This window comes from Streptomyces sp. LHD-70 (assembly GCF_031157275.1).
GTDB lineage: Bacteria > Actinomycetota > Actinomycetes > Streptomycetales > Streptomycetaceae > Streptomyces.
Genome location: NZ_JAVIFW010000001.1, coordinates 239,444 through 258,387, shown reverse-complemented (window position 1 = coordinate 258,387; position 18,944 = coordinate 239,444). Strand labels below are relative to the sequence as shown.

The following is an 18,944-nucleotide window of genomic DNA, read 5'->3' as shown; positions in this document are numbered from 1 at the left end:
GGGCCCACCGTGCCGAACCGTGAGTCCGGGACCCGCAGAAAAGGGTCCCGCAAGCCGCTCCGTACCGCGATAGCCGCGGTCTCCGTCCTCGCCCTGTGCTCCGGCGTGTGGCTGCTGCAGAACGGCGCCATGCACGCGCCGCCGCAGCCGTCCGCCACCGAATCCGCCGCCACGCCCGCGGGTCCGGCGCCGCGCGCCACCGACGCGGCCCCCGCGCTGCCCGCCGCGCCGCCCACCCGCATACGCATCCCCTCGCTGCGCGTCGACGCCCCGCTGATGGGCCTGAACCTGACGCGCGACGGCAGCCTCGACGTACCGCCCGCGGAGCAGCGCAATCTGGCCGGCTGGTACGAGGCGGGCACCACTCCCGGCGAGCGCGGCACCTCCGTCGTCGCCGGGCATGTCGACAACGCCGAGGGCCCCGCCGTGTTCTACGCGCTCGGCGCCCTGCGCAAGGGCCAGACCGTCGAGGTGGACCGGGACGACGGCAGGACCGCGGTGTTCACGGTCGACGCGGTGGAGGTCTACGACAGCCGGGACTTCCCCGACGACAAGGTGTACGGCGCCGCCCCGCGCCCCGAGCTGCGGGTGATCACCTGCGGTGGCGGCTACTCGAAGAACACCGGCTACCTCGGCAACGTCGTCGTCTTCGCGCACCTGACGGGCACCCGTACGTGATCCGCGCACCTGGCAGGCACCCGTACGTGATCCGCGCACTTGGCAGGCACCCGTACGTGATTCGCGCACCTGACAGGCACCCGTACATGAAGGGACCGGCTCACCCCAGCCACTGGTCGTACGCCAGCTTCCCCACCAGCGTGACGACGACGACCACGAGGACGCCGCGGACGAATCCGCTGCCCTTCTTCAGTGCCATGCGCGCGCCGACCGTGCCGCCGACGAGGTTGAACACGGCCATTCCGGCGGCCAGTTGCCACATCACGGTGCCCTTGTAGCTGAACATCGCGAGGGCGCCCAGGTTGGTGCAGACGTTGACGATCTTCGCGGTGGCGGAGGCGTGCACGAGGTCCATGTGCAGGACGGCGGTCAGCGCGATCACCAGGAACGTGCCGGTGCCGGGCCCGAAGAGGCCGTCGTAGAAGCCGATGCCGAGGCCCGCGACGGCGATCGCCGCGAGCACCCGCTGCTTGGTCGGCGGGCCCGCGACGGCGCCGGTGCCGAAGGCCGGGCGGAGCATCACGAACGCGAGCACGCCGAGCAGCACCACCATGATCATGGGCCGCAGGACGTCGGAGCTGATCCCGGCCGCGAAGAACGCCCCGCCCATCGACCCGGCGAGCGCCGCGAGCCCGATCTTCACGGCGGTGCCGACCTCGACCGGTGCCTTACGGGCGTACGTGACGGCCGCGGCGGAGGTGCCGACGATCGCGACGGCCTTGTTGGTCCCGTACACATAGCTGGGGTGCACCTGCGGGACGCCGATGAGGAGCGCGGGGAGCAGCAGCAGTCCGCCGCCGCCGACCACGGCGTCGATCCAGCCCGCGACGGCCGCGGCGAGGCAGAGGACCACGACCGTGGTCAGCGATATGTCGGGCATGATCACGACAGTATCCGCAGGCCCTCGGCAGGCCCTCGGCAGGCCGGATCAGGGTGCTGCCCGGGGTTCCGCGCCCCCGGCCGGGAGGCGGTCGGGCGCGGGCGGGGCGGCCGGGTCGACGGTGACCGCGAGGAGCGTCGCGGCGAACGCGCTGGCGGAAGCGAGCCCGACGGCGAGTCTGCGGCGGGCCTTACGGGTGACACCCCGCACGGGGACGGGCTTGCGGTGGCGGGCCATGGGCGGGCGACTCTCCAGGGGGTCTGGTACGCGAAGACGGTTCTCAGTACGTGAAGTTCTCGGCGTGTATACGGTCCTCGGGCACCCCCGCCCGTACGAGGGCCACGGTCGCCGCGTGCGCCATGCCGGGCGGGCCGCACAAGTACACGTCGTGCTCGGCGAGTTCGGGCACGAGGTTGCGCAGGGCCTGCGGGGCAATGGGGTCTCCCCTGCTCGAACGAAGTTGAGAGCTTGGGGAAGGGTCGAAGGAGGCGTCGGAGGGGCCGAGCAGGAAGTGCAGGTGGGCCTCGCGGGAGGCGGCGATGGCCTCCAGCTCGGCGCGCAGGACGAGCTGTTCGGCGCTGGACGCGCGGTAGAGGAGCGTCAGGTCGCCGGGCGCGCAGGGCAGGGTCTCGAAGAGGGCCCGCAGGGGGGTGATGCCGACGCCCCCGGCGAGCAGCAGCACCTTGCGGCGGCTGCGGCGGTGCGCGGTCAGGGCGCCGAACGGGCCGGTGGCGAGGACCCGGGTGCCGGGTCTGAGGCGGCGCACCCGGCGTGTGTGGGTGCCGATGGCCTTGACGGTGATCCGTACCCGGTCGTCGCGGACCGGCGCGGAGAGCGAGAACGGCAGGGCGGTGTGCCAGAGCCCGCGCCGCAGGAACCGCCAGCGGAGGAACTGCCCGGGTTCGGCGCGCAGTTCGTCCAGGCCGATGCCCTGCATGACGACGGAGACCACGTCGGGCCCCTCCACGGTCACCTCCCGCACCCGCAGGCTGTGCCGCAGCGCCTGGCGTACGGGGACGACGAGCCGGTACCAGACGAGCAGCACGGCGACGCTGGTGTGCAGCAGTGACCAGAACCAGACGGCGAGGACGCTGCCCGCGATGTCGGGCCCGGCGAGCTGGTGGGCGAAGGCGAGCCCGGCGCCGACGTACGTGAGCAGGTGGACGGCGCGCCACGTCTCGTGCGGGACGCGGCGGCGCACCGCACGGGCCGAGGTGACGCCGACGGCGCCGAACAGGGCCGTGCCGAGGGCGGCGGCCGCGAGGCCGGGGTAGCCGAGCAGGCGGATACCGGCGCTCAGCAGATCGTCGCCGGTGTGGGCCGCGTACCCGCAGAGGGCGAACAGGGTGTGGGCGGCGCACAGGCTGAGCACCCAGCGTCCGCCGAGCGCGTGCCGCCGGGCGAGCCGGTCGGCGCCCACGCCGTGCTCGACCGCGGGGACGCGGGCCATCAGGAAGAGCATGACCAGCACGCCGTAGGCGGCGAGGAGGCCGGTGAGGTGCGCGGCGGTGGCGAAGAGGGCGTCGAGCCGCGCGGAGGCTTCCGCTTGTACGGCCCACAGGGCGGTGACTGCGGCTCCACCGGCGGTGAGGGCCGTCCTCAGCACCCGGGGGTCGATGCGGATCGGCTTGACCTGAGGCTGGTCCGGCGCCGGACGTGCCGTTTTTGCGGAACACCTGCCCACAGCAGGAGCGGTAGCTGAAACTCTCACGGCCGTGAACCTAGAGCCTGCCGACGCGCAAAAACACCAGGTCAGCCCCCCACCCGAGATCCTTAAGGTTCCCTTGAGAGCCCCCTCACGGCCGATTAAGCCAAGCCCGCAGGGACCTCACACGCCCTCCCCCACCCCGCTGAGGGCAGCGTTCCGTGCGGGAAACAGAAGGGATGCGGACGGGTAACACCGGCGAAGCACGCTCCTTGCATGGGTTCACAGATCGTGGTGATCGGCGCGGGCACGGCGGGCGTGCGGCTCGCGCAGCAGCTCGCCCTGGCCCCGGCCGCGGGCGGGGCGGCACCTGCCGTCACCCTGCTCGGCGACGAGCAGCACGCCCCGTACAACCGTGTGCTGCTCGCCGAAGTGCTTGCCGGGCGGTACGGGCCGGAGGTGATCGCGCTGCCCTCGCCCGCGCCGGTGCGCCGGGGCCGGGTCGAGCGGATCGACCGGGAAGGGCGGTTCGTGCACTGCGCGGACGGCGGCCGGGTCGCCTACGACAAGCTGGTCCTCGCGACCGGCTCGAACCCGGTGCTTCCGCCGCTGCGCGGGCTCGCACCCGGTGCCGGACTGCCCGACGGCGTGCACGCGTTCCGCACCATGGACGACTGCCTGGCGCTCTCGCGGGCTGTGCGGCCGGGCAGCCGGGCCGTCGTCATCGGCGGCGGGCTGCTCGGGGTGTCCGCGGCGCGTGCGCTCGCCGAGCGCGGCGCACAGGTCGTCGTGGCCCAGCAGGGCGAACGGCTCATGGAGCGCCAACTCGACGCCACGGCGAGCGACTTGGTGCAGCGGCACCTGAGCGGCCTGGGCGTGGAGGTGCACACCGAGTGCCGGGTGCGCGGCCTGATCACCGAGGACGGAGCGGTCACCGGCGTCACGCTGGCCGACGGCTACGCGCTCGGCGCCGACCTCGTCGTCCTCGCCTGCGGGGTGCGGCCCCGCGTCGGGCTCGCCCAGGCGGCCGGTCTCGACGTGCGGCGCGGCATCGTCGTCGACGACGAGCTGCGCACCAGCGACCCGCACATCCACGCCATCGGCGACTGCGCCGAGCACGACGGCACGGTCTACGGTCTGGCCGCCCCGGCGGTCGAACAGGCCGACGCCCTGGCCGAGTTGCTCGCCCAAACCGACGGGCCCCGCTACACCGGCACCCGCGCCCTGACCCGCCTCACCCTGAACGGGACCGGGCCCCTGGACCTCGCCACCTTCGGCGAGTCCGACCCGCTGCCCGGCGACGACGTGGTCCGCCTCGCCGACGCCACCCGCGGCACCTACCGCCAGGTCGTCGTCCGCGACGACCGCCTGGTCGGCGGCGTACTCCTCGGCGAGCTCGGCACCGTCGGCGCGCTCGCCCGTGCCTGGGAGGCCGCAGAGCCGCTCCCCGAGGCGCCCCTGCTCCACCTGCTCACCCCTGACGGAGGCTCCTGATGTCCACAGCAACCCCCCGCACGATCGTGCTCGTCGGCCACGGCATGGTCGGCCAGCGGTTCCTGGAGGCCCTGGCCGAGCACGGCGTCGCCGGACGCGACCGGGTGGTCGTCCTGTGCGAGGAGCCCCGCCCCGCCTACGACCGGGTGCAGCTCACCTCGTACTTCGCCGGTCGCACGCCCGAGGAACTCTCCCTGTCGGACGCCGAGTTCCTCGACAAGTACGGCATCGAGCTGCACCTGGGCGACCCGGCCGAGACCATCGACCGGGAGCGCGGCATCGTCACGGCCCGCTCGGGTCTGACGGTCGCGTACGACACGCTGGTGCTCGCCACCGGCTCGTACCCGTTCGTGCCGCCGGTGCCGGGCAAGGACGCCGCGGGCTGCTTCGTCTACCGCACGATCGAGGACCTGCTCGCGATCGAGGAGTACGCGAAGAACGCCACGACCGGCGCCGTCGTGGGTGGCGGTCTGCTCGGCCTGGAGGCGGCGGGCGCCCTGAAGGGCCTCGGCCTGACCACCCACATCGTCGAGTTCGCGCCGCGCCTCATGCCGGTGCAGGTCGACGAGGGCGGCGGCGCCGCGCTGCACCGCACGATCACCGGCATGGGCCTGACCGTGCACACCGGCACCGGCACGCAGGAGGTCGTCACCGGCGAGGACGGCTCCGTCACCGCCATGCGCCTTTCGGACGGCTCCGAACTGGCCACGGACATGGTCGTGTTCAGCGCGGGCGTCCGGCCCCGCGACCAGCTGGCCCGGGACTGCGGCCTGGCGGTCGGCGAGCGCGGCGGCATCACCGTGGACGAGCAGTGCCGCACCGCCGACCCGAAGGTCTTCGCGATCGGCGAGTGCGCGCTCGCGGCGGACGGCCGGGTCTACGGCCTGGTCGCGCCCGGCTACGAGATGGCGCAGGTCGCCGCGGCCGCGATCGCCGACCAGGAGAACGGGAACGGCTTCACCGGGGCCGACATGTCGACCAAGCTGAAGCTGCTCGGCGTGGACGTGGCGTCCTTCGGCGACGCGCACGGCACCGCCGAGGGCTCCCTGGACGTCGTGTACGCGGACTCCCGCTCCGGCACGTACAAGAAGCTGGTGATCGGCGCGGGCGGCGAGCTGCTCGGCGGTGTCCTCGTCGGCGACGCCGAGTCGTACGGCATGCTGCGCCCGCTGACCGGCTCCGTGCCGCCGATCTCCCCCGAGCAGCTGGTCCTGCCCGCCGGCGCGGGCGCGCCCGTCGCCCTCGGCCCGACGGCGCTCCCGGACGAAGCCGTCATCTGCTCCTGCCACAACGTCACCAAGGGCAGCATCCGCGGCGCGGTCACCGAGCACTCCTGCACGAGCGTGCCGGAGGTCAAGAAGTGCACCAAGGCCGGTACGGGCTGCGGCAGTTGCGTGAAGGTCCTCGGCCAGCTCGTCACCGCCGAGCTGGAGGCGGGCGGCGTCGAGGTCGACAAGGGCCTGTGCGGCTGCTTCGCCCAGACCCGGCAGGAGCTGTACGAGATCGTGCTCGCCCTGCGCCTCACCTCGTACCAGGAGCTCCTGGACGCGCACGGCCGCGCGGAGGCGCGCGGCGGCGACGGCTGCGAGGTCTGCAAGCCGACGATCGGCTCGATCATCGCGTCCCTCGCGCCGACGGTCGGCGCCGACGGCTACGTCCTGGACGGCGAGCAGGCCGCGCTCCAGGACACCAACGACCACTTCCTCGCCAACCTGCAGAAGAACGGCTCGTACTCGATCGTGCCGCGCATCCCCGGCGGCGAGATCACCCCGGAGAAGCTGATCGTGATCGGCGAGGTCGCCCGCGACTTCGGCCTCTACACGAAGATCACCGGCGGCCAGCGCATCGACATGTTCGGCGCGCGGGTCGAGCAACTCCCGCTCATCTGGGCCAAGTTGGTGGACGCGGGCTTCGAGTCCGGGCACGCGTACGGGAAGTCTCTGCGGACCGTGAAGTCCTGCGTCGGCTCGACCTGGTGCCGCTACGGCGTGCAGGACAGCGTCCGCATGGCGATCGACCTGGAGCTGCGCTACCGGGGCCTGCGTTCCCCGCACAAGCTGAAGTCGGCGGTCTCCGGCTGCGCCCGCGAGTGCGCGGAGGCCCAGTCCAAGGACTTCGGCGTGATCGCCACGTCCAACGGCTGGAACCTGTACGTCGGCGGCAACGGCGGCGCGACCCCGCGCCACGCGGACCTGCTCGCCCAGGACCTCGACGACGACGGGCTGATCCGCCTGATCGACCGGTTCCTGATGTTCTACATCCGCACGGCCGACCGGCTGGAACGCACGTCGACGTGGCTGGAGCGGATCGAGGGCGGCCTGGACCACGTACGGGACGTGGTGGTCGAGGACTCCCTCGGCATCTGCGCCGACCTGGAGGCCCTGATGACGGCCCACGTCGCCGGCTACCGCGACGAGTGGGCGTCCACCCTCGACGACCCGGAGCGCCTGGCCCGCTTCGTCTCGTTCGTCAACGCCCCCGAAGTCCCGGACCCCACCGTCCGGTTCGTACCGGAACGCAACCAGATCAAGCCGGAACTCCCCCTCCTGAACCTGACCACCCGCCCCCTGGAAGGAACCGCGACCCGATGACGATCCTCGCTGTTGAGACGACCACTGCATACGTCCAGCTGTACGTGGACGGCGACTGGCTGCCCGTCTGCGACGACCCGACCCGCATCACCCCCGGCCGCGGCGTGGCGGTCCTGCTCCCCGACGGCAGCCAGGCGGCGGTCTTCCAGGACCGCACGGGCCGCTGGTACGCGATCGACAACAACGACCCGTTCACGGGCGCGGCGGTCCTCTCCCGGGGCCTGATGGGGTCCTCCGACGGCTCGGCCTTCGTCGCCTCCCCGCTCCTGAAGCAGCGCTTCGACCTGACGACGGGGCGGTGCCTGGACGACGAGGAGGTCTCCGTACGGGCGTACGCGGTGCGCGTCGCCGCCTGAGCTGACGCGGGCGCGGCCGCCCGCGTCAGCTGAGTCCGTACGCCACGCCCGTGAGCTGCTCGGACGCCACCCAGAGCCGCTCCCCCGCAATGTCGTTGAGGGTCCACGGGGCCCGCCATGACTTCGCGGGGGCGCCGCGCCAGCCCTGGAGGCGGGGGCCCGTGAAGGAGTCGGGGCGGACGCCGGGCGCCGTGGCCGCGTACAGCGTGGGCAGGGCCCCGGCCTGGGCCGACTGGGCGACGATCCGGTTGGCGAGCCCGACCGCCCGCTCGATGCCCCGGCGGCCCTCCAACTGGGGCCCGGCGGTCTGGAGATTGGTACTGGCGTAGCCGGGGTGGGCGGCGGCGGCGACGACCCCCGAACCCCCGGCGGCCAGACGCCTCGCCAACTCGTGCGTGAACAGCAGGTTGGCGGTCTTGGAGCGGCCGTACGCCACCCAACGGCGGTAGCGGCGCTCGCTGTTGAGGTCGCCGATGTCGATGTTGGCGAGGGCGTGCAGCCCGCTGGAGACGGTCACGATCCGGGCGCCGTCGACGTTCTCGATGCGGGGCAGCAGCAGCCCGGTGAGGGCGAAGTGGCCGAGGTGGTTCACGCCGAACTGGGTCTCGAAGCCGTCGGCGGTCTGCGCGTACGGCAGGGCCATGACGCCCGCGTTGTTGATCAGCAGATCGATCCGCGCGGGCGCGTGCGAGTCCGCGAACTCCCGTACGGACTTCAGGTCACCGAGGTCGAGCGGCGCGAACTCGACCTCGGCCCCCGGGAGTTCCGCGGCGATCCGGGACACGGCCTCCGTACCCCGCGCCTCACTCCGGCAGGCAAGGACGACCCGCGCCCCGCGCCGCGCCAGCTCACGTGCCGTGACATGGCCGATGCCACTGTTGGCCCCGGTGACGACGGCGGTACGGCCGCTCTGGTCGGGGATGTCGCTCGCGTTCCAGCCCGGCATGGGATGTCCTTCCGGTGAGGTCGGGACGTTCCAGCGTACGGCCCGCCCACCTCAGGCAGCGGCGCCGCCGTCCACCACGAGGTCGGTGCCGACGACCGAACCGGCGGCGTCGGAGGCCAGGTACAGCACGGCGGCGGCCACCTCGTCCCGCCCGGCGACCCGGCCGAGCGGGCTCTCGCTCCTCATCCGCTCGGCACGCTCGGCCTCGCTCTCACCGGGGCGCAGCGACATGGAGGTGTCGGACGCACCGGGGCTGACGGCGTTGATGCGGACGCCGTCGCCGATGTGGTCGAGGGCGGCGCCGTGCGTGAGCGCCCAGACGGCGGTCTTGGTGGCGGCGTAGGCGGCGGTTCCGGGGATGCGCAGGTGCGGGCCGAGGTTGGAGGCGACGTTGACGATCTCGCCGCCCGAGCCCTGGCCGCGCATCTGCCTGATCTCGGCGCGCAGGGCGAGGAACATGCCGGTGACGTTGATGTCGAGCTGGGTGCGCCAGTCCTCCTCGGAGAGTTCGGCGAGGGGCGTACCGGCGCGCAGCACACCGGCGTTGTTGACGGCCACGTGGAGCGAGCCGAAGCGGTCGGCCACCGCGCGCACGGCGGCCTCGGTCTCCCCGGCGCTGCTGACGTCGGCGGTCACGGCGAACGCGGTGCCGCCCTGCTCCTCGATGAGGCGGACGGTCTCCTTCAGCGCGACGTCACCCCGCCCGGCCACGGTGACGTACGCGCCTTCGGCGGCGAAGGCGAGCGCGATGGCGCGGCCGAGACCGCTGCCGCCGCCGGTGACGAGGACGGACTTGCCGGTGAAGCGGGTCATGCGAACTCCTTGGAAGGTACTGAGGGTTCTGAAGGTTCTTTCTTGACCGATCGTTTCAGTATGAGCGCAAAAAAAGGGGGTTCCGGCCGAGCGTCGCCCACCGAGCGCCCGGAGGGCCGGCTCCCTCACTCCTCAAGCAGCAGCAGCGCCTGCTCCGCCGCATCCCGCACCCGCGCCGGATCCTGCGACGCCTTGCCGACGACCCGCAGCCCCTGCAGCAGCACGAGCAGCATCCGCGCGAGGGCCAACGGGTCGCGCTCCTCGGGCAGCTCACCCTGAGCCCGGGCGCGGACGAGTGCGGCGTGCAGCGGGGTCTCGACCCGGTCCCAGCTGATCTCGACGCGCCGGGCGGCGGCCGGGTCGTGCGGGGCCAGCTCGGTGGCGGTGTTGGTGACCAGGCAGCCGGTCAGGCGGAGTTGATCGTCGGCGGCCTCGGCGGCGAAGCGACGCACCACCGCACGCACGGCGGGCAGCACCGGCCCCGGCTGCGACAACTCGGCGAGCAGCCGCGGGTCCCGGGACTGCACGTACCGGTCCATCGCCTTCAGATACAGCGCGTGCTTGCTGCCGAAGGTCGCGTAGAGACTGGCCCGCCCGATGCCGAGATGCTCGACGAGGTCGGCCATCGAGGTCGCCTCGTACCCCCGCCGCCAGAACAACTCCAGGGCGCCGTCAAGCGCGACGTCCGGGTCGAACTCCTTGGTGCGTGCCATGCGGCGACCCTAGCTTTTCTGGACCGACCGGTCAATAAAAACTGGAGTCGTCCCTGGGGACAGCGAGCAGCACCCGTCCTCGTTCAGTTCCGTCACCCGGGCCTATGATGGACGGTTAAATGCTCATGTCTACGGGGGAGTTGACGCATGGGCGGAGGCTACAGCGCCGACCCGAAGTCGATCGACGGCAGTGCGCATCTGTTGCTGGAGATCGCCGGACTGCTCGAACAAGGCTCGCTCGACGGCGACATCGGCACCATGGCGCGCGTACCGCGTTCGCACGACGACGTCTCCGCGGCGGTGCTCGACTTCGCTCGCTTCGCCGACGATCAAGGACAGGATCTGGCCGCGCTCCTCACGGCGCTGTCCACGCTGCTCAGGTCGACCGGCAACAACTACACGACCGTGGAGCAGAGCACGGCGGCCGCTCTCAAGGACTTCGTCGACGGGTCCACATACGTCGCCCCGAAGGGCGGCTGACGCCATGACCTACTACGAAGACGTCAAGTTCCTCGAGGACTGCGACCCGAAGCTCATCGAGCGCAACGCCGCCGAGTACAAGCGCATGCGCGACCTCCTCGACTCCACCGAGCCGTCGGTGCGAAGGGCGCAGGACGTCGAGTGGACGAGCGAATCCCGCGCCCAGTACGAGGACCGGCTGAAGGACGTGAAGGGCCTGGTCCAGGGCCTGATGGACGGCTATGAAGCGGCGTGGAAGGCGCTGCTCGACTACGCCGACGCCGTCGAGGAGGCCAAGGCGAAGCTCCGCCAGGGCGGCGACGCGCAGGACCTGCTGTCCGAGGTGGTCTCCCGCGAGGCCGTCCCGATCACGCGCACCGCGCAGGAGGCCGAGCCGATGCGCCGCTGGGAGGATGTCCGCTCCACGACCGGATTCTTCGACTGGTTCGCGGAGTTGGGGGTGGACGCCGACGCCATCAGGGACGAGGCCAACCGCTACTACGAGCAGGCAGACGCGGCCTTCAGCGCCGCGCTCCGGGCCGAGCAGGGCCCGCGTGCCGCCTGCGTGGCCGCGCTCAAGCGCGCCAAGGGCCTAATCCCCGACTTCCGTACCGACAACAAGGACGCGGCCGCGCTCCTCGACAAGGTCAAGGCCCTGTCCCACGAGAAGGTGGAGTCCGCGGACAACCCGCTGACCCGGCTGCCCGGCAGCACCGAGGACAAGGGAAGCCTGCCGACGGTCGACGGCGAACGGGTGTCGCCGCTGCTCCAGGACCTGCGGAACAACCGCAAGAGCATGCCCGACGTCAGCAGCATGTGGCTGACCGACGCGACCGGCGACAAGAAGGAGTGGATCGCCGAGAACAAGGAGGCCATCAAGGAGGCCGCCCGTGCGTACGGGCTGCCGCCGGACATGGTCGCGGGCATCGCGTGGATCGAGGTCGGCGGCAAGCCGTACGCCGCCGACAACATGACGGGCTGGGCGCGGGAAGCCGCCGAGTCGAGCTGGAGCCCCGTCACGCCCGATTACCTCCCCGGGCCGCTTGCCGGCGACAAGGACAACACGTCCTACGGCCCGATGGCCGTGCAGGTCCGTCGCGCGGCGGAGGTGCTCGGCTACGACCCGGAGAACCTCACTGACGGACAGCGCGACGAGCTGAAGACCGCCTTGCAGGACCCCAGCCAGAACATGCTGATCTCCGCGAAGTACATGGCCGACCTCAAGGCCCAGAGCTCCTTCGCCGACGTGCCCGCCGACCAGATGACGCCCGAGCAGTACCGTGAGCTGGCCGCCCGGTACAACGGCGGCCCGTACTGGCAGGGCAGTGACGCCCAGAATTACGGCACGCGGTTCGAGGGCAACCGTGCGGCGGCGAACGAGGCGTTGAGGTGACTTGTGCGACAGAGCCCCATGCGACAGGGGCCGGCCCGGCAGCAGGGTCCGGCCCGGTCGTCGCGCACCGTTGCGTCCGTGCTGAGCATGCTGGTCCTCGGCCTGTTCCACCTCGCCGCGGCGGCCTGCCTCGCACTCGCGTACGGCATGACCCCCGACGGCCCGCACGACCGGGAAGCCCTTGACGGGGCCGGAGTGGGGGCGCTGTTCGCCATCGGGATCGCGGTTCCGGCGCTCGCGCTGACCGCGCTGCCGGTGGCGCTGCGCTGGCTGGGGCCCCGCTGGTTCGTGCCTCCGGTGCTGCTGCTTGCGCTCGGCGGGGTGCGGTACGCGTATCTCGTCACCGCGTACGACCCCTGGTGAGCCCCGGCCGCTGTCGAGACACTCCTACGCCGCCGCCCGCAGCTCCACCGCCGCCAGTGGTACGAACCCCGGCCCGGCGCCGGATGTGTCCGCGTCGCGACCGGCGAGGCGGCGCAGCAGGGCCAGCGCGATCCGTTCCCCCTGCGCCTTCGCGCGGTCCGCGTTCGGGCCGGTGTGGAGGCCGTCCACGGTGGCGTGCCAGAGCTGGACCCAGCGGCCGAAGTGGGCGGCGGTCAGCGGTTCCACCGCGTGCAGGGCGGCGTGCGGGGCGAAGGCGTTGCGCTGGTAGTCGGCCGTGCGGAACAGGGCCCGCTCCCAGAAGTCGGTGATGCGCGGAAGGTGGACCTCCAGGTCCGTACCCGCGATCCGGGTGAAGAACGGCCCGATGTCCGGGTCCGCGAAGGCGGCGGTGTAGAAGCGGCGCAGGAGTTCGTCGAGGTCGTCCCGTCCGGCGATGTCAGGCTTCGTGGAGGTCATACCCGCAAGCCTGCACGGCCGCGCCCCGCACGGAACAGGGGCGAACGTCCTGGGCGGCCGCACGGGACGGCGGGTAGCGTCGGTGCCATGAGCAGTACGGGCAAGAAGATCACCGAAAAGCTCTCCGCCGCCGCCCTCGCCGAGTCCACCGGGAAGGACTGGCTGGGCTGGTTCGCCGTGCTCGACCGGTGGGGCGCCGTCGGCCCGCCGCAGCGCAGCCACACGGAGATCGCCCGGCACCTGCGCGAGGAGCACGGCGTGAACGGCTGGCACGCACAGTCGATCACCGTCGGGTACGAGCAGGAGCGCGGGATGCGCGAGGTCGGCCAGTCCTGCGCCGGGACCTGGGAGGCGAGCGCGAGCAAGACGGTCGACGTCCCGGCCGAGCGGATCACCGAGGCGTTCGTGGACGAGTCCGTACGCCGCCGCTGGCTCCCCGACGCCGACGTCACGATCCGCACGCACCGGCCGGGCAAGTCCCTCACCGCGGACTGGGACGACGGGTCGAGCCGTATCTCCCTCTACCTGACGGCCAAGGGACCGGAGAAGACGACCGTCGGCCTCGGCCATCACAAGCTGGACGACGCCGACGCGGTCGCCGCGTACAAGGAGTTCTGGCGTGAGCGGCTCACCGAGCTGAAGTCGCTGCTCGAAGCCTGACCGGAACCCGCCCCGAGCCCGTGCACAGGCGCGCAACACCCTGGTCGTATGCCCCTTGCACGGTGAGCACACCGCAGCCAAGGCCCTCGGCGAGGCCCCGGTCGGCACCCAACCCCCAACCCCCAATCACCCAGGGCGAGTTGAGTGGGCAGGCCTGCCCGCCCACCTCCTCACCACCCGTCCAGCCTCTGGCCACGCCCCGTCCATCCACGAGCCCTACCTTCCACTGCGCGCGACCCCGCCGCCGCATCCGGCGGCGGGCCGGACTCCACACCCCTCCTGGAGTGACAGTGGAACGTCGAACCTTCCTGCGCGGCGCGGTCATCGGCGGCTCGGTGGCCGCCTTCGGTGGTTCCCTGTGGGCCGGTGCCGCCCACGCGGCCCCCGCCCAGCCCGGCGCCGGACCGTACGGCGCGCTCGGCCCCGCCGACGGCAACGGCATCCACCTGCCCAGCGGCTTCAGCAGCCGGGTCATCGCCCGCTCCGGCCAGAAGGTCACCGGCACCGACCACACCTGGCACAACGCCCCGGACGGCGGCGCCTGTTACGAGGACGGCACGGGCTGGATCTACGTCTCCAACTCGGAGATCAACCCGGGAGGCGGCGCGAGCGCGGTGACGTTCTCCTCGGCCGGTGCGATCACGGGCGCGTACCGCATCCTCTCCGGCACCCGGCAGAACTGCGCGGGCGGCAAGACGCCGTGGAACACCTGGCTGTCCTGCGAGGAGGTGGACCGCGGCTATGTCTTCGAGACCGACCCGTGGGGCGTGCAGGCGTCCGTCCGCCGGGACGCGATGGGCCGCTTCAAGCACGAGGCCGCGGCGGCCGACCCGGTCCGTAAGGCGATCTACCTCACCGAGGACGTCACCGACGGCTGCTTCTACCGCTTCACGCCCACGACTTGGGGCGATCTGTCGGCGGGCAGGCTGGAGGTCCTGGTGGCGGGCTCGGGCACGAGTGGCCCGGTGACCTGGGCCGAGGTCCCCGACCCGAGCGGCGCGTCCACCGCCACCCGCAACCAGGTCCCGGGCGCGAAGCGCTTCACCGGGGGCGAGGGGTGCTACTACGCGGACGACACGTGCTGGTTCACCACCAAGGGCGACAACCGCGTCTGGCAGTACAACGCCGCCGCGCAGACCATCGAGCTGGCCTACGACGACTCGTTGGTGGACGGCGACGCCCCGCTCACCGGCGTCGACAACGTGACGGGTTCGGCCTCCGGTGACCTCTTCATCGCGGAGGACGGCGGCAGCATGGAGATCTGCCTGATCACCCCGGACGACGTGGTCGCCCCGTTCCTGCGCATCGCCGGCCAGTCCGGCTCGGAGATCACGGGCCCGGCCTTCTCCCCCGACGGCACGAGGCTCTACTTCTCGTCGCAGCGCGGCACTTCGGGGTCGTCCTCGGGGGGCATCACGTACGAGGTGACGGGCCCGTTCCGAGGCTAGCCCCGGGCCCCTGTACCTCCCGTACCTCTCGCGGGGCGCACCCCGACTCCCCGCGCCGGGGCCGCCCCACCCGGCGGGCTATCGCGGGGAGGCCCCCGGGACGGGCGTCGTGGCTCGCCTCGCCGCCCGTCCCGGGGATGTGTCCGCTGTACGGGCTGGCGCCGCGCGGCCTGCGTCGCGATCAGCCACGGGCACCGGCTGCCGCACGCTTCGTGGCCCGCGGTCAGCGACGGGGACCGGCCGCCTCACGCCGCGTGGCCTGCGATCAGCGACGGGGACTGGCCGCCTCACGCCGCGTTGCCCGGCGTGAGCCACAGACGCCCGCTGCCGCGTGGCCCGGCATGAGCCACAGACGCCCGCTGCCGCGCGCCGCGTGGCCTGCGGTGAGCCACGGACGCGCGCTGCCGCCCGCGGTCAGCGACAGGCGCCGGTTGCCGCTTCAGCTCCAGGCCTACAGCTCCAGCTCGCCGGTGCACCGGGCAGCGACCCCAAACCCAGCCCGTCCGGCGTTCGAGGACAAGCAGGCCCGAAGGGCGCAAGAGGCCCAGGGCAGCGACCCCAATCCAGCCCGTCCGGCGTTTGAGGACGAGCCCGAAGGGCGATCGGGGTCCAGGGGCGGAGCCCCGGAGCCGTCCGCTGAGGACTTCGGGAAGGGGCGGGGAGGGGAGAAAACGAAAGGGGGCGCCCCCGCACAAGGGCGCCCCCTTCCTTCGTGAACCGGGACCGGTGCCGGATCGGTGAGGGTCGGGTGACACAGCACCGGTCCCGGGGTCTGCCGGGCCCGAAGGCCCGAAGGCCCGAAGTGCCCGAGGGGCGGCGGCTCACGGATGCCGGATCAGAGCCCGTCCGGCGATCGAGGACGAGCCCGCAGGGCGACCTGCGGTGCCCGACGCGACGGCACAGACGCCGCCCCCGTAAGCCACAGCCACACAGCACTCAGCGGCTGTCGCTCCCCTTCGACTCCGCCGCCGCCCGGCCCGCCTCAAGCCGCGCCACCGGAATCCGGAACGGCGAGCAGGAGACGTAGTCGAGCCCCACCTCGTGGAAGAAGTGCACCGACTCCGGGTCACCACCGTGCTCACCGCACACACCCAGCTTCAGGTCAGGACGCGTCTCACGCCCCGCCTGCACCGCGCTGCGGACCAGCGACCCGACACCGTCCTTGTCGATGGTCTCGAACGGCGAGACACCGAAGATGCCCTTCTCCAGGTAGGCCGTGAAGAACGAGGCCTCCACGTCGTCCCGGGAGAAGCCCCACACGGTCTGCGTGAGGTCATTGGTACCGAAGGAGAAGAACTCGGCGGCCTCGGCGATCTGCCCGGCGGTGAGCGCCGCACGCGGCAGCTCGATCATCGTGCCGAGCGCCAGCTTCAGCTCGACGCCGGTCTGCTCCTGGACCTCCGCGATGACCTTCTCAGCGTCCTCGCGGACGATCTCCAGCTCCTGGACGGTGCCGACGAGCGGAATCATGATCTCGGCGCGCGGGTCGCCCTTGGCGTTCTTGCGCTCCGCGGCGGCCTCGGCGATCGCCCGTACCTGCATGGTGAACAGGCCGGGGATGACGAGACCGAGACGCACACCGCGCAGACCCAGCATCGGGTTCTGCTCGTGCAGGCGGTGCACGGCCTGGAGGAGGCGCAGGTCGTTCTCGTTGGAGTCCTTGCGGGACTCGGCGAGCGCGACGCGCACCGACAGCTCGGTGATGTCGGGCAGGAACTCGTGCAGCGGCGGGTCGAGCAGGCGGACGGTGACGGGCAGTCCGTCCATCGCCTCGAACAGCTCGACGAAGTCCTTCTTCTGCAGCGGCAGGAGGTCCTTGAGCGCGGCCTCCCGCTCGTGCTCGGTGTCCGCGAGGATCAGCTTCTCGACCATCTCGCGGCGCTCGCCGAGGAACATGTGCTCGGTGCGGCACAGGCCGATGCCCTGCGCGCCGAAGCGGCGGGCGCGCAGCGCGTCCTCGGCGTTGTCGGCGTTGGCGCGCACCCGCAGACGGCGCTTGCCGTCGGCGAACGACATGATGCGGTGCACGGCGGCGACCAGCTCGTCGGCCTCGTCGGCGCCGGCGTGCATGCGGCCCTCGAAGTACTCGACGACCGGCGACGGCACGACGGGCACCTCACCGAGGTACACCTTGCCGGTGGAGCCGTCGATGGACACGACGTCGCCCTCCTCGACGACGGTCTCGCCGACCGTCATCCGGCGGCGCTTGGTGTCGACCTCCAGGTCCTCGGCGCCGCAGACACAGGTCTTGCCCATGCCGCGGGCGACGACGGCCGCGTGCGAGGTCTTGCCGCCGCGCGAGGTCAGAATGCCCTCGGCCGCGATCATGCCGTCGAGGTCGTCGGGGTTGGTCTCCCGGCGGATGAGAATGACCTTCTCGCCGGAGCGCGACCACTTGACGGCCGTGTACGAGTCGAAGACGGCCTTGCCGACCGCGGCACCCGGCGACGCGGCGATGCCGCGGCCGATCTTCTCGACCTTGGCGTCGTCGTCGAAGCGCGGGAACATCAGCTGCGCGAGCTGGGCGCCGTTGACGCGCTGCAGCGCCTCGGCCTCGTCGATCAGGCCCTGGTCGACGAGCTGCGTCGCGATGCGGAAGGCGGCACCGGCGGTGCGCTTGCCGACGCGGGTCTGCAGCATCCACAGCTGGCCGCGCTCGATGGTGAACTCGATGTCGCAGAGATCCTTGTAGTGGGTCTCCAGCGTCGTCATGATCTCCATGAGCTGGTCGTACGACTTCTTGTCGATCTGCTCCAGCTCGGCGAGCGGCACGGTGTTGCGGATACCCGCGACGACGTCCTCGCCCTGCGCGTTCTGCAGGTAGTCGCCGTACACGCCCGCGTGGCCGGAGGCGGGGTCACGGGTGAACGCGACGCCCGTACCCGAGTCGGGGCCGAGGTTGCCGAAGACCATCGAGCAGACGTTGACGGCGGTGCCGAGGTCGCCGGGGATGCGCTCCTGGCGGCGGTACAGCTTCGCGCGGTCGGTGTTCCACGAGTCGAAGACCGCGTGGATCGCGAGGTCCATCTGCTCGCGCGGGTCCTGCGGGAAGTCCCGGCCGGCCTCGGTCTTGACGATCTTCTTGAACTTGGTGACGAGCTTCTTGAGGTCGCCCGCCTCCAGGTCCGTGTCGACGGTGACCTTCTTGGCCGTCTTGGCTGCCTCGAGCGCGTCCTCGAAGAGTTCGCCGTCGACCCCGAGCACGGTCTTGCCGAACATCTGGATCAGACGGCGGTACGAGTCCCACGCGAAGCGGTCGTCGCCTGCCTGCTTGGCGAGGCCCTGCACGGATTTGTCGGAGAGCCCGATGTTGAGGACGGTGTCCATCATTCCGGGCATCGAGAACTTGGCGCCCGAACGCACGGAGACGAGCAGCGGGTCGTTGCCCTGACCGAGCTTCTTGCCCATCTGCTTCTCGAGCGCGTCGAGGTGGGCGGTGACCTCGTCCCGGAGCGCGGCCGGCTCCGCACCGTTGGCGAGGTACTCCTTGCAGGCCTCGGTGGTGATCGTGAAGCCGGGAGGCACGGGAAGACCGAGGTTGGTCATCTCGGCCAGGTTGGCACCCTTGCCACCGAGCAGGTCCTTGAGGTCCCTGTTGCCCTCGGTGAAGTCGTAAACGAACTTCTGGCGGTCTACGTGTTCCGACACGGGCCTGTCTCCTCGGTGCGGCTGCCCTGACGGCGAGGAACATACCCAGATCGAAGGCATCTGGGTACGTCCACTCAGCCGTCATAGGGCCGCAACCACCCGTCCGCCAGCAGATCAAAAGTAATGCCCAGGTCATGTCGCGCGCGGGGCGGTGTTCAGGGCGCGAAGTGGACTACCCCCGTAGATCCCGTTTTGGCGCTCAGATGAGCAGGGTTCACCCTCACTTGCGTTCAACTCTTGAACGGAAAACGGATGGCACTGAGTGCCAGCGTTGGAGAGGTGCAGACGGTCAAGATCCGCTCATCTGAGCGCGAGGTCTATCAAGGGTGGCGAGAATCACGCCCCGCGCGAGGCTCGTTTTCCACGATCCGGACGCCTTC

General features: G+C 71.6%; 17 protein-coding genes. 9 read left to right on the top strand and 8 right to left on the bottom strand.

Annotated features, from left to right (window positions below):
• Nucleotides 1–9: 9 nt before the first annotated feature.
• A complete protein-coding gene (locus RCO28_RS01100; RefSeq protein WP_308938982.1) occupies nt 10–678 on the top strand; it encodes a class F sortase in 669 nt (222 codons plus the stop codon).
• Between the two features lie 100 nt (nt 679–778).
• On the opposite strand, the gene RCO28_RS01095 is transcribed toward RCO28_RS01100, so the two are convergent.
• The 3 genes from RCO28_RS01095 to RCO28_RS01085 are packed head-to-tail and all read right to left on the bottom strand — an operon-like array spanning nt 779 to nt 3,164.
• A complete protein-coding gene (locus RCO28_RS01095) occupies nt 779–1,558 on the bottom strand; it encodes a TSUP family transporter (RefSeq protein ID WP_308938981.1) in 780 nt (259 codons plus the stop codon).
• A gap of 48 nt (nt 1,559–1,606) precedes the next feature.
• Nucleotides 1,607–1,795: a hypothetical protein gene (locus tag RCO28_RS01090; protein WP_308938980.1), complete on the bottom strand. Its 189-nt coding sequence runs from the start codon at nt 1,793–1,795 to the stop codon at nt 1,607–1,609.
• Nucleotides 1,796–1,838: 43 nt separating this feature from the next.
• The gene (locus RCO28_RS01085; protein ID WP_308938979.1) at nt 1,839–3,164 is read right to left on the bottom strand and encodes a ferredoxin reductase family protein; all 1,326 of its coding nucleotides are present in this window, start codon (nt 3,162–3,164) and stop codon (nt 1,839–1,841) included.
• A gap of 315 nt (nt 3,165–3,479) precedes the next feature.
• Here RCO28_RS01085 and RCO28_RS01080 point away from each other — a divergent pair, with 315 nt between their 5' ends.
• The 3 genes from RCO28_RS01080 to nirD are packed head-to-tail and all read left to right on the top strand — an operon-like array spanning nt 3,480 to nt 7,644.
• Nucleotides 3,480–4,697 (top strand): FAD-dependent oxidoreductase, encoded by a 1,218-nt coding sequence (locus RCO28_RS01080; protein ID WP_308938978.1) that lies wholly within the window; start codon nt 3,480–3,482, stop codon nt 4,695–4,697.
• The gene (gene nirB / locus RCO28_RS01075; protein ID WP_308938977.1) at nt 4,697–7,288 is read left to right on the top strand and encodes a nitrite reductase large subunit NirB; all 2,592 of its coding nucleotides are present in this window, start codon (nt 4,697–4,699) and stop codon (nt 7,286–7,288) included. Before RCO28_RS01080 ends, nirB begins: the two co-directional genes overlap by 1 nt.
• Nucleotides 7,285–7,644, top strand: coding sequence for a nitrite reductase small subunit NirD (nirD, locus tag RCO28_RS01070; protein WP_308938976.1), 360 nt, complete (start codon nt 7,285–7,287; stop codon nt 7,642–7,644). The genes nirB and nirD overlap by 4 nt, the downstream gene beginning before the upstream one ends.
• 25 nt (nt 7,645–7,669) lie before the next feature.
• Here nirD and RCO28_RS01065 read toward each other — a convergent pair whose 3' ends face one another.
• The 3 genes from RCO28_RS01065 to RCO28_RS01055 all read right to left on the bottom strand — a co-directional run bounded on the left by RCO28_RS01065 (nt 7,670) and on the right by RCO28_RS01055 (nt 10,116).
• Entirely contained in the window at nt 7,670–8,590 is a 921-nt protein-coding gene (locus tag RCO28_RS01065; RefSeq protein ID WP_308938975.1) for an oxidoreductase, read from the bottom strand.
• 51 nt (nt 8,591–8,641) lie between these two features.
• A complete protein-coding gene (locus RCO28_RS01060; protein WP_308938974.1) occupies nt 8,642–9,403 on the bottom strand; it encodes an SDR family oxidoreductase in 762 nt (253 codons plus the stop codon).
• A gap of 125 nt (nt 9,404–9,528) precedes the next feature.
• Nucleotides 9,529–10,116 carry a helix-turn-helix domain-containing protein gene (locus RCO28_RS01055; protein WP_308938973.1) on the bottom strand — a complete coding sequence of 196 codons (588 nt, stop codon included), beginning with the start codon at nt 10,114–10,116 and terminating at the stop codon, nt 9,529–9,531.
• Nucleotides 10,117–10,263: 147 nt separating this feature from the next.
• On the opposite strand from RCO28_RS01055, the gene RCO28_RS01050 reads away from it, so the two are divergent.
• The 3 genes from RCO28_RS01050 (at nt 10,264) to RCO28_RS01040 (ending at nt 12,331) form a co-directional block, all read left to right on the top strand.
• The gene (locus RCO28_RS01050) at nt 10,264–10,596 is read left to right on the top strand and encodes a hypothetical protein (RefSeq protein WP_308938972.1); all 333 of its coding nucleotides are present in this window, start codon (nt 10,264–10,266) and stop codon (nt 10,594–10,596) included.
• 4 nt (nt 10,597–10,600) lie between these two features.
• Nucleotides 10,601–11,968: a hypothetical protein gene (locus RCO28_RS01045; protein WP_308938971.1), complete on the top strand. Its 1,368-nt coding sequence runs from the start codon at nt 10,601–10,603 to the stop codon at nt 11,966–11,968.
• A 78-nt stretch (nt 11,969–12,046) separates the two neighbouring features.
• On the top strand, nt 12,047–12,331 hold the full coding sequence (locus RCO28_RS01040) for a hypothetical protein (RefSeq protein WP_308938970.1): 285 nt from the start codon (nt 12,047–12,049) through the stop codon (nt 12,329–12,331).
• A 24-nt stretch (nt 12,332–12,355) separates the two neighbouring features.
• On the opposite strand, the gene RCO28_RS01035 is transcribed toward RCO28_RS01040, so the two are convergent.
• Entirely contained in the window at nt 12,356–12,808 is a 453-nt protein-coding gene (locus RCO28_RS01035) for a group III truncated hemoglobin (RefSeq protein ID WP_308938969.1), read from the bottom strand.
• A gap of 87 nt (nt 12,809–12,895) precedes the next feature.
• Here RCO28_RS01035 and RCO28_RS01030 point away from each other — a divergent pair, with 87 nt between their 5' ends.
• Nucleotides 12,896–13,468: a hypothetical protein gene (locus RCO28_RS01030; RefSeq protein WP_308938968.1), complete on the top strand. Its 573-nt coding sequence runs from the start codon at nt 12,896–12,898 to the stop codon at nt 13,466–13,468.
• Nucleotides 13,469–13,758: 290 nt separating this feature from the next.
• Nucleotides 13,759–14,916 carry an alkaline phosphatase PhoX gene (locus tag RCO28_RS01025; RefSeq protein WP_308938967.1) on the top strand — a complete coding sequence of 386 codons (1,158 nt, stop codon included), beginning with the start codon at nt 13,759–13,761 and terminating at the stop codon, nt 14,914–14,916.
• Nucleotides 14,917–15,852: 936 nt separating this feature from the next.
• Here the strand turns inward: RCO28_RS01025 and ppdK are convergent.
• Nucleotides 15,853–18,624, bottom strand: a complete 2,772-nt coding sequence (gene ppdK, locus RCO28_RS01020) for a pyruvate, phosphate dikinase (RefSeq protein WP_374991070.1) — start codon at nt 18,622–18,624, stop codon at nt 15,853–15,855.
• Nucleotides 18,625–18,944 lie beyond the last annotated feature (320 nt).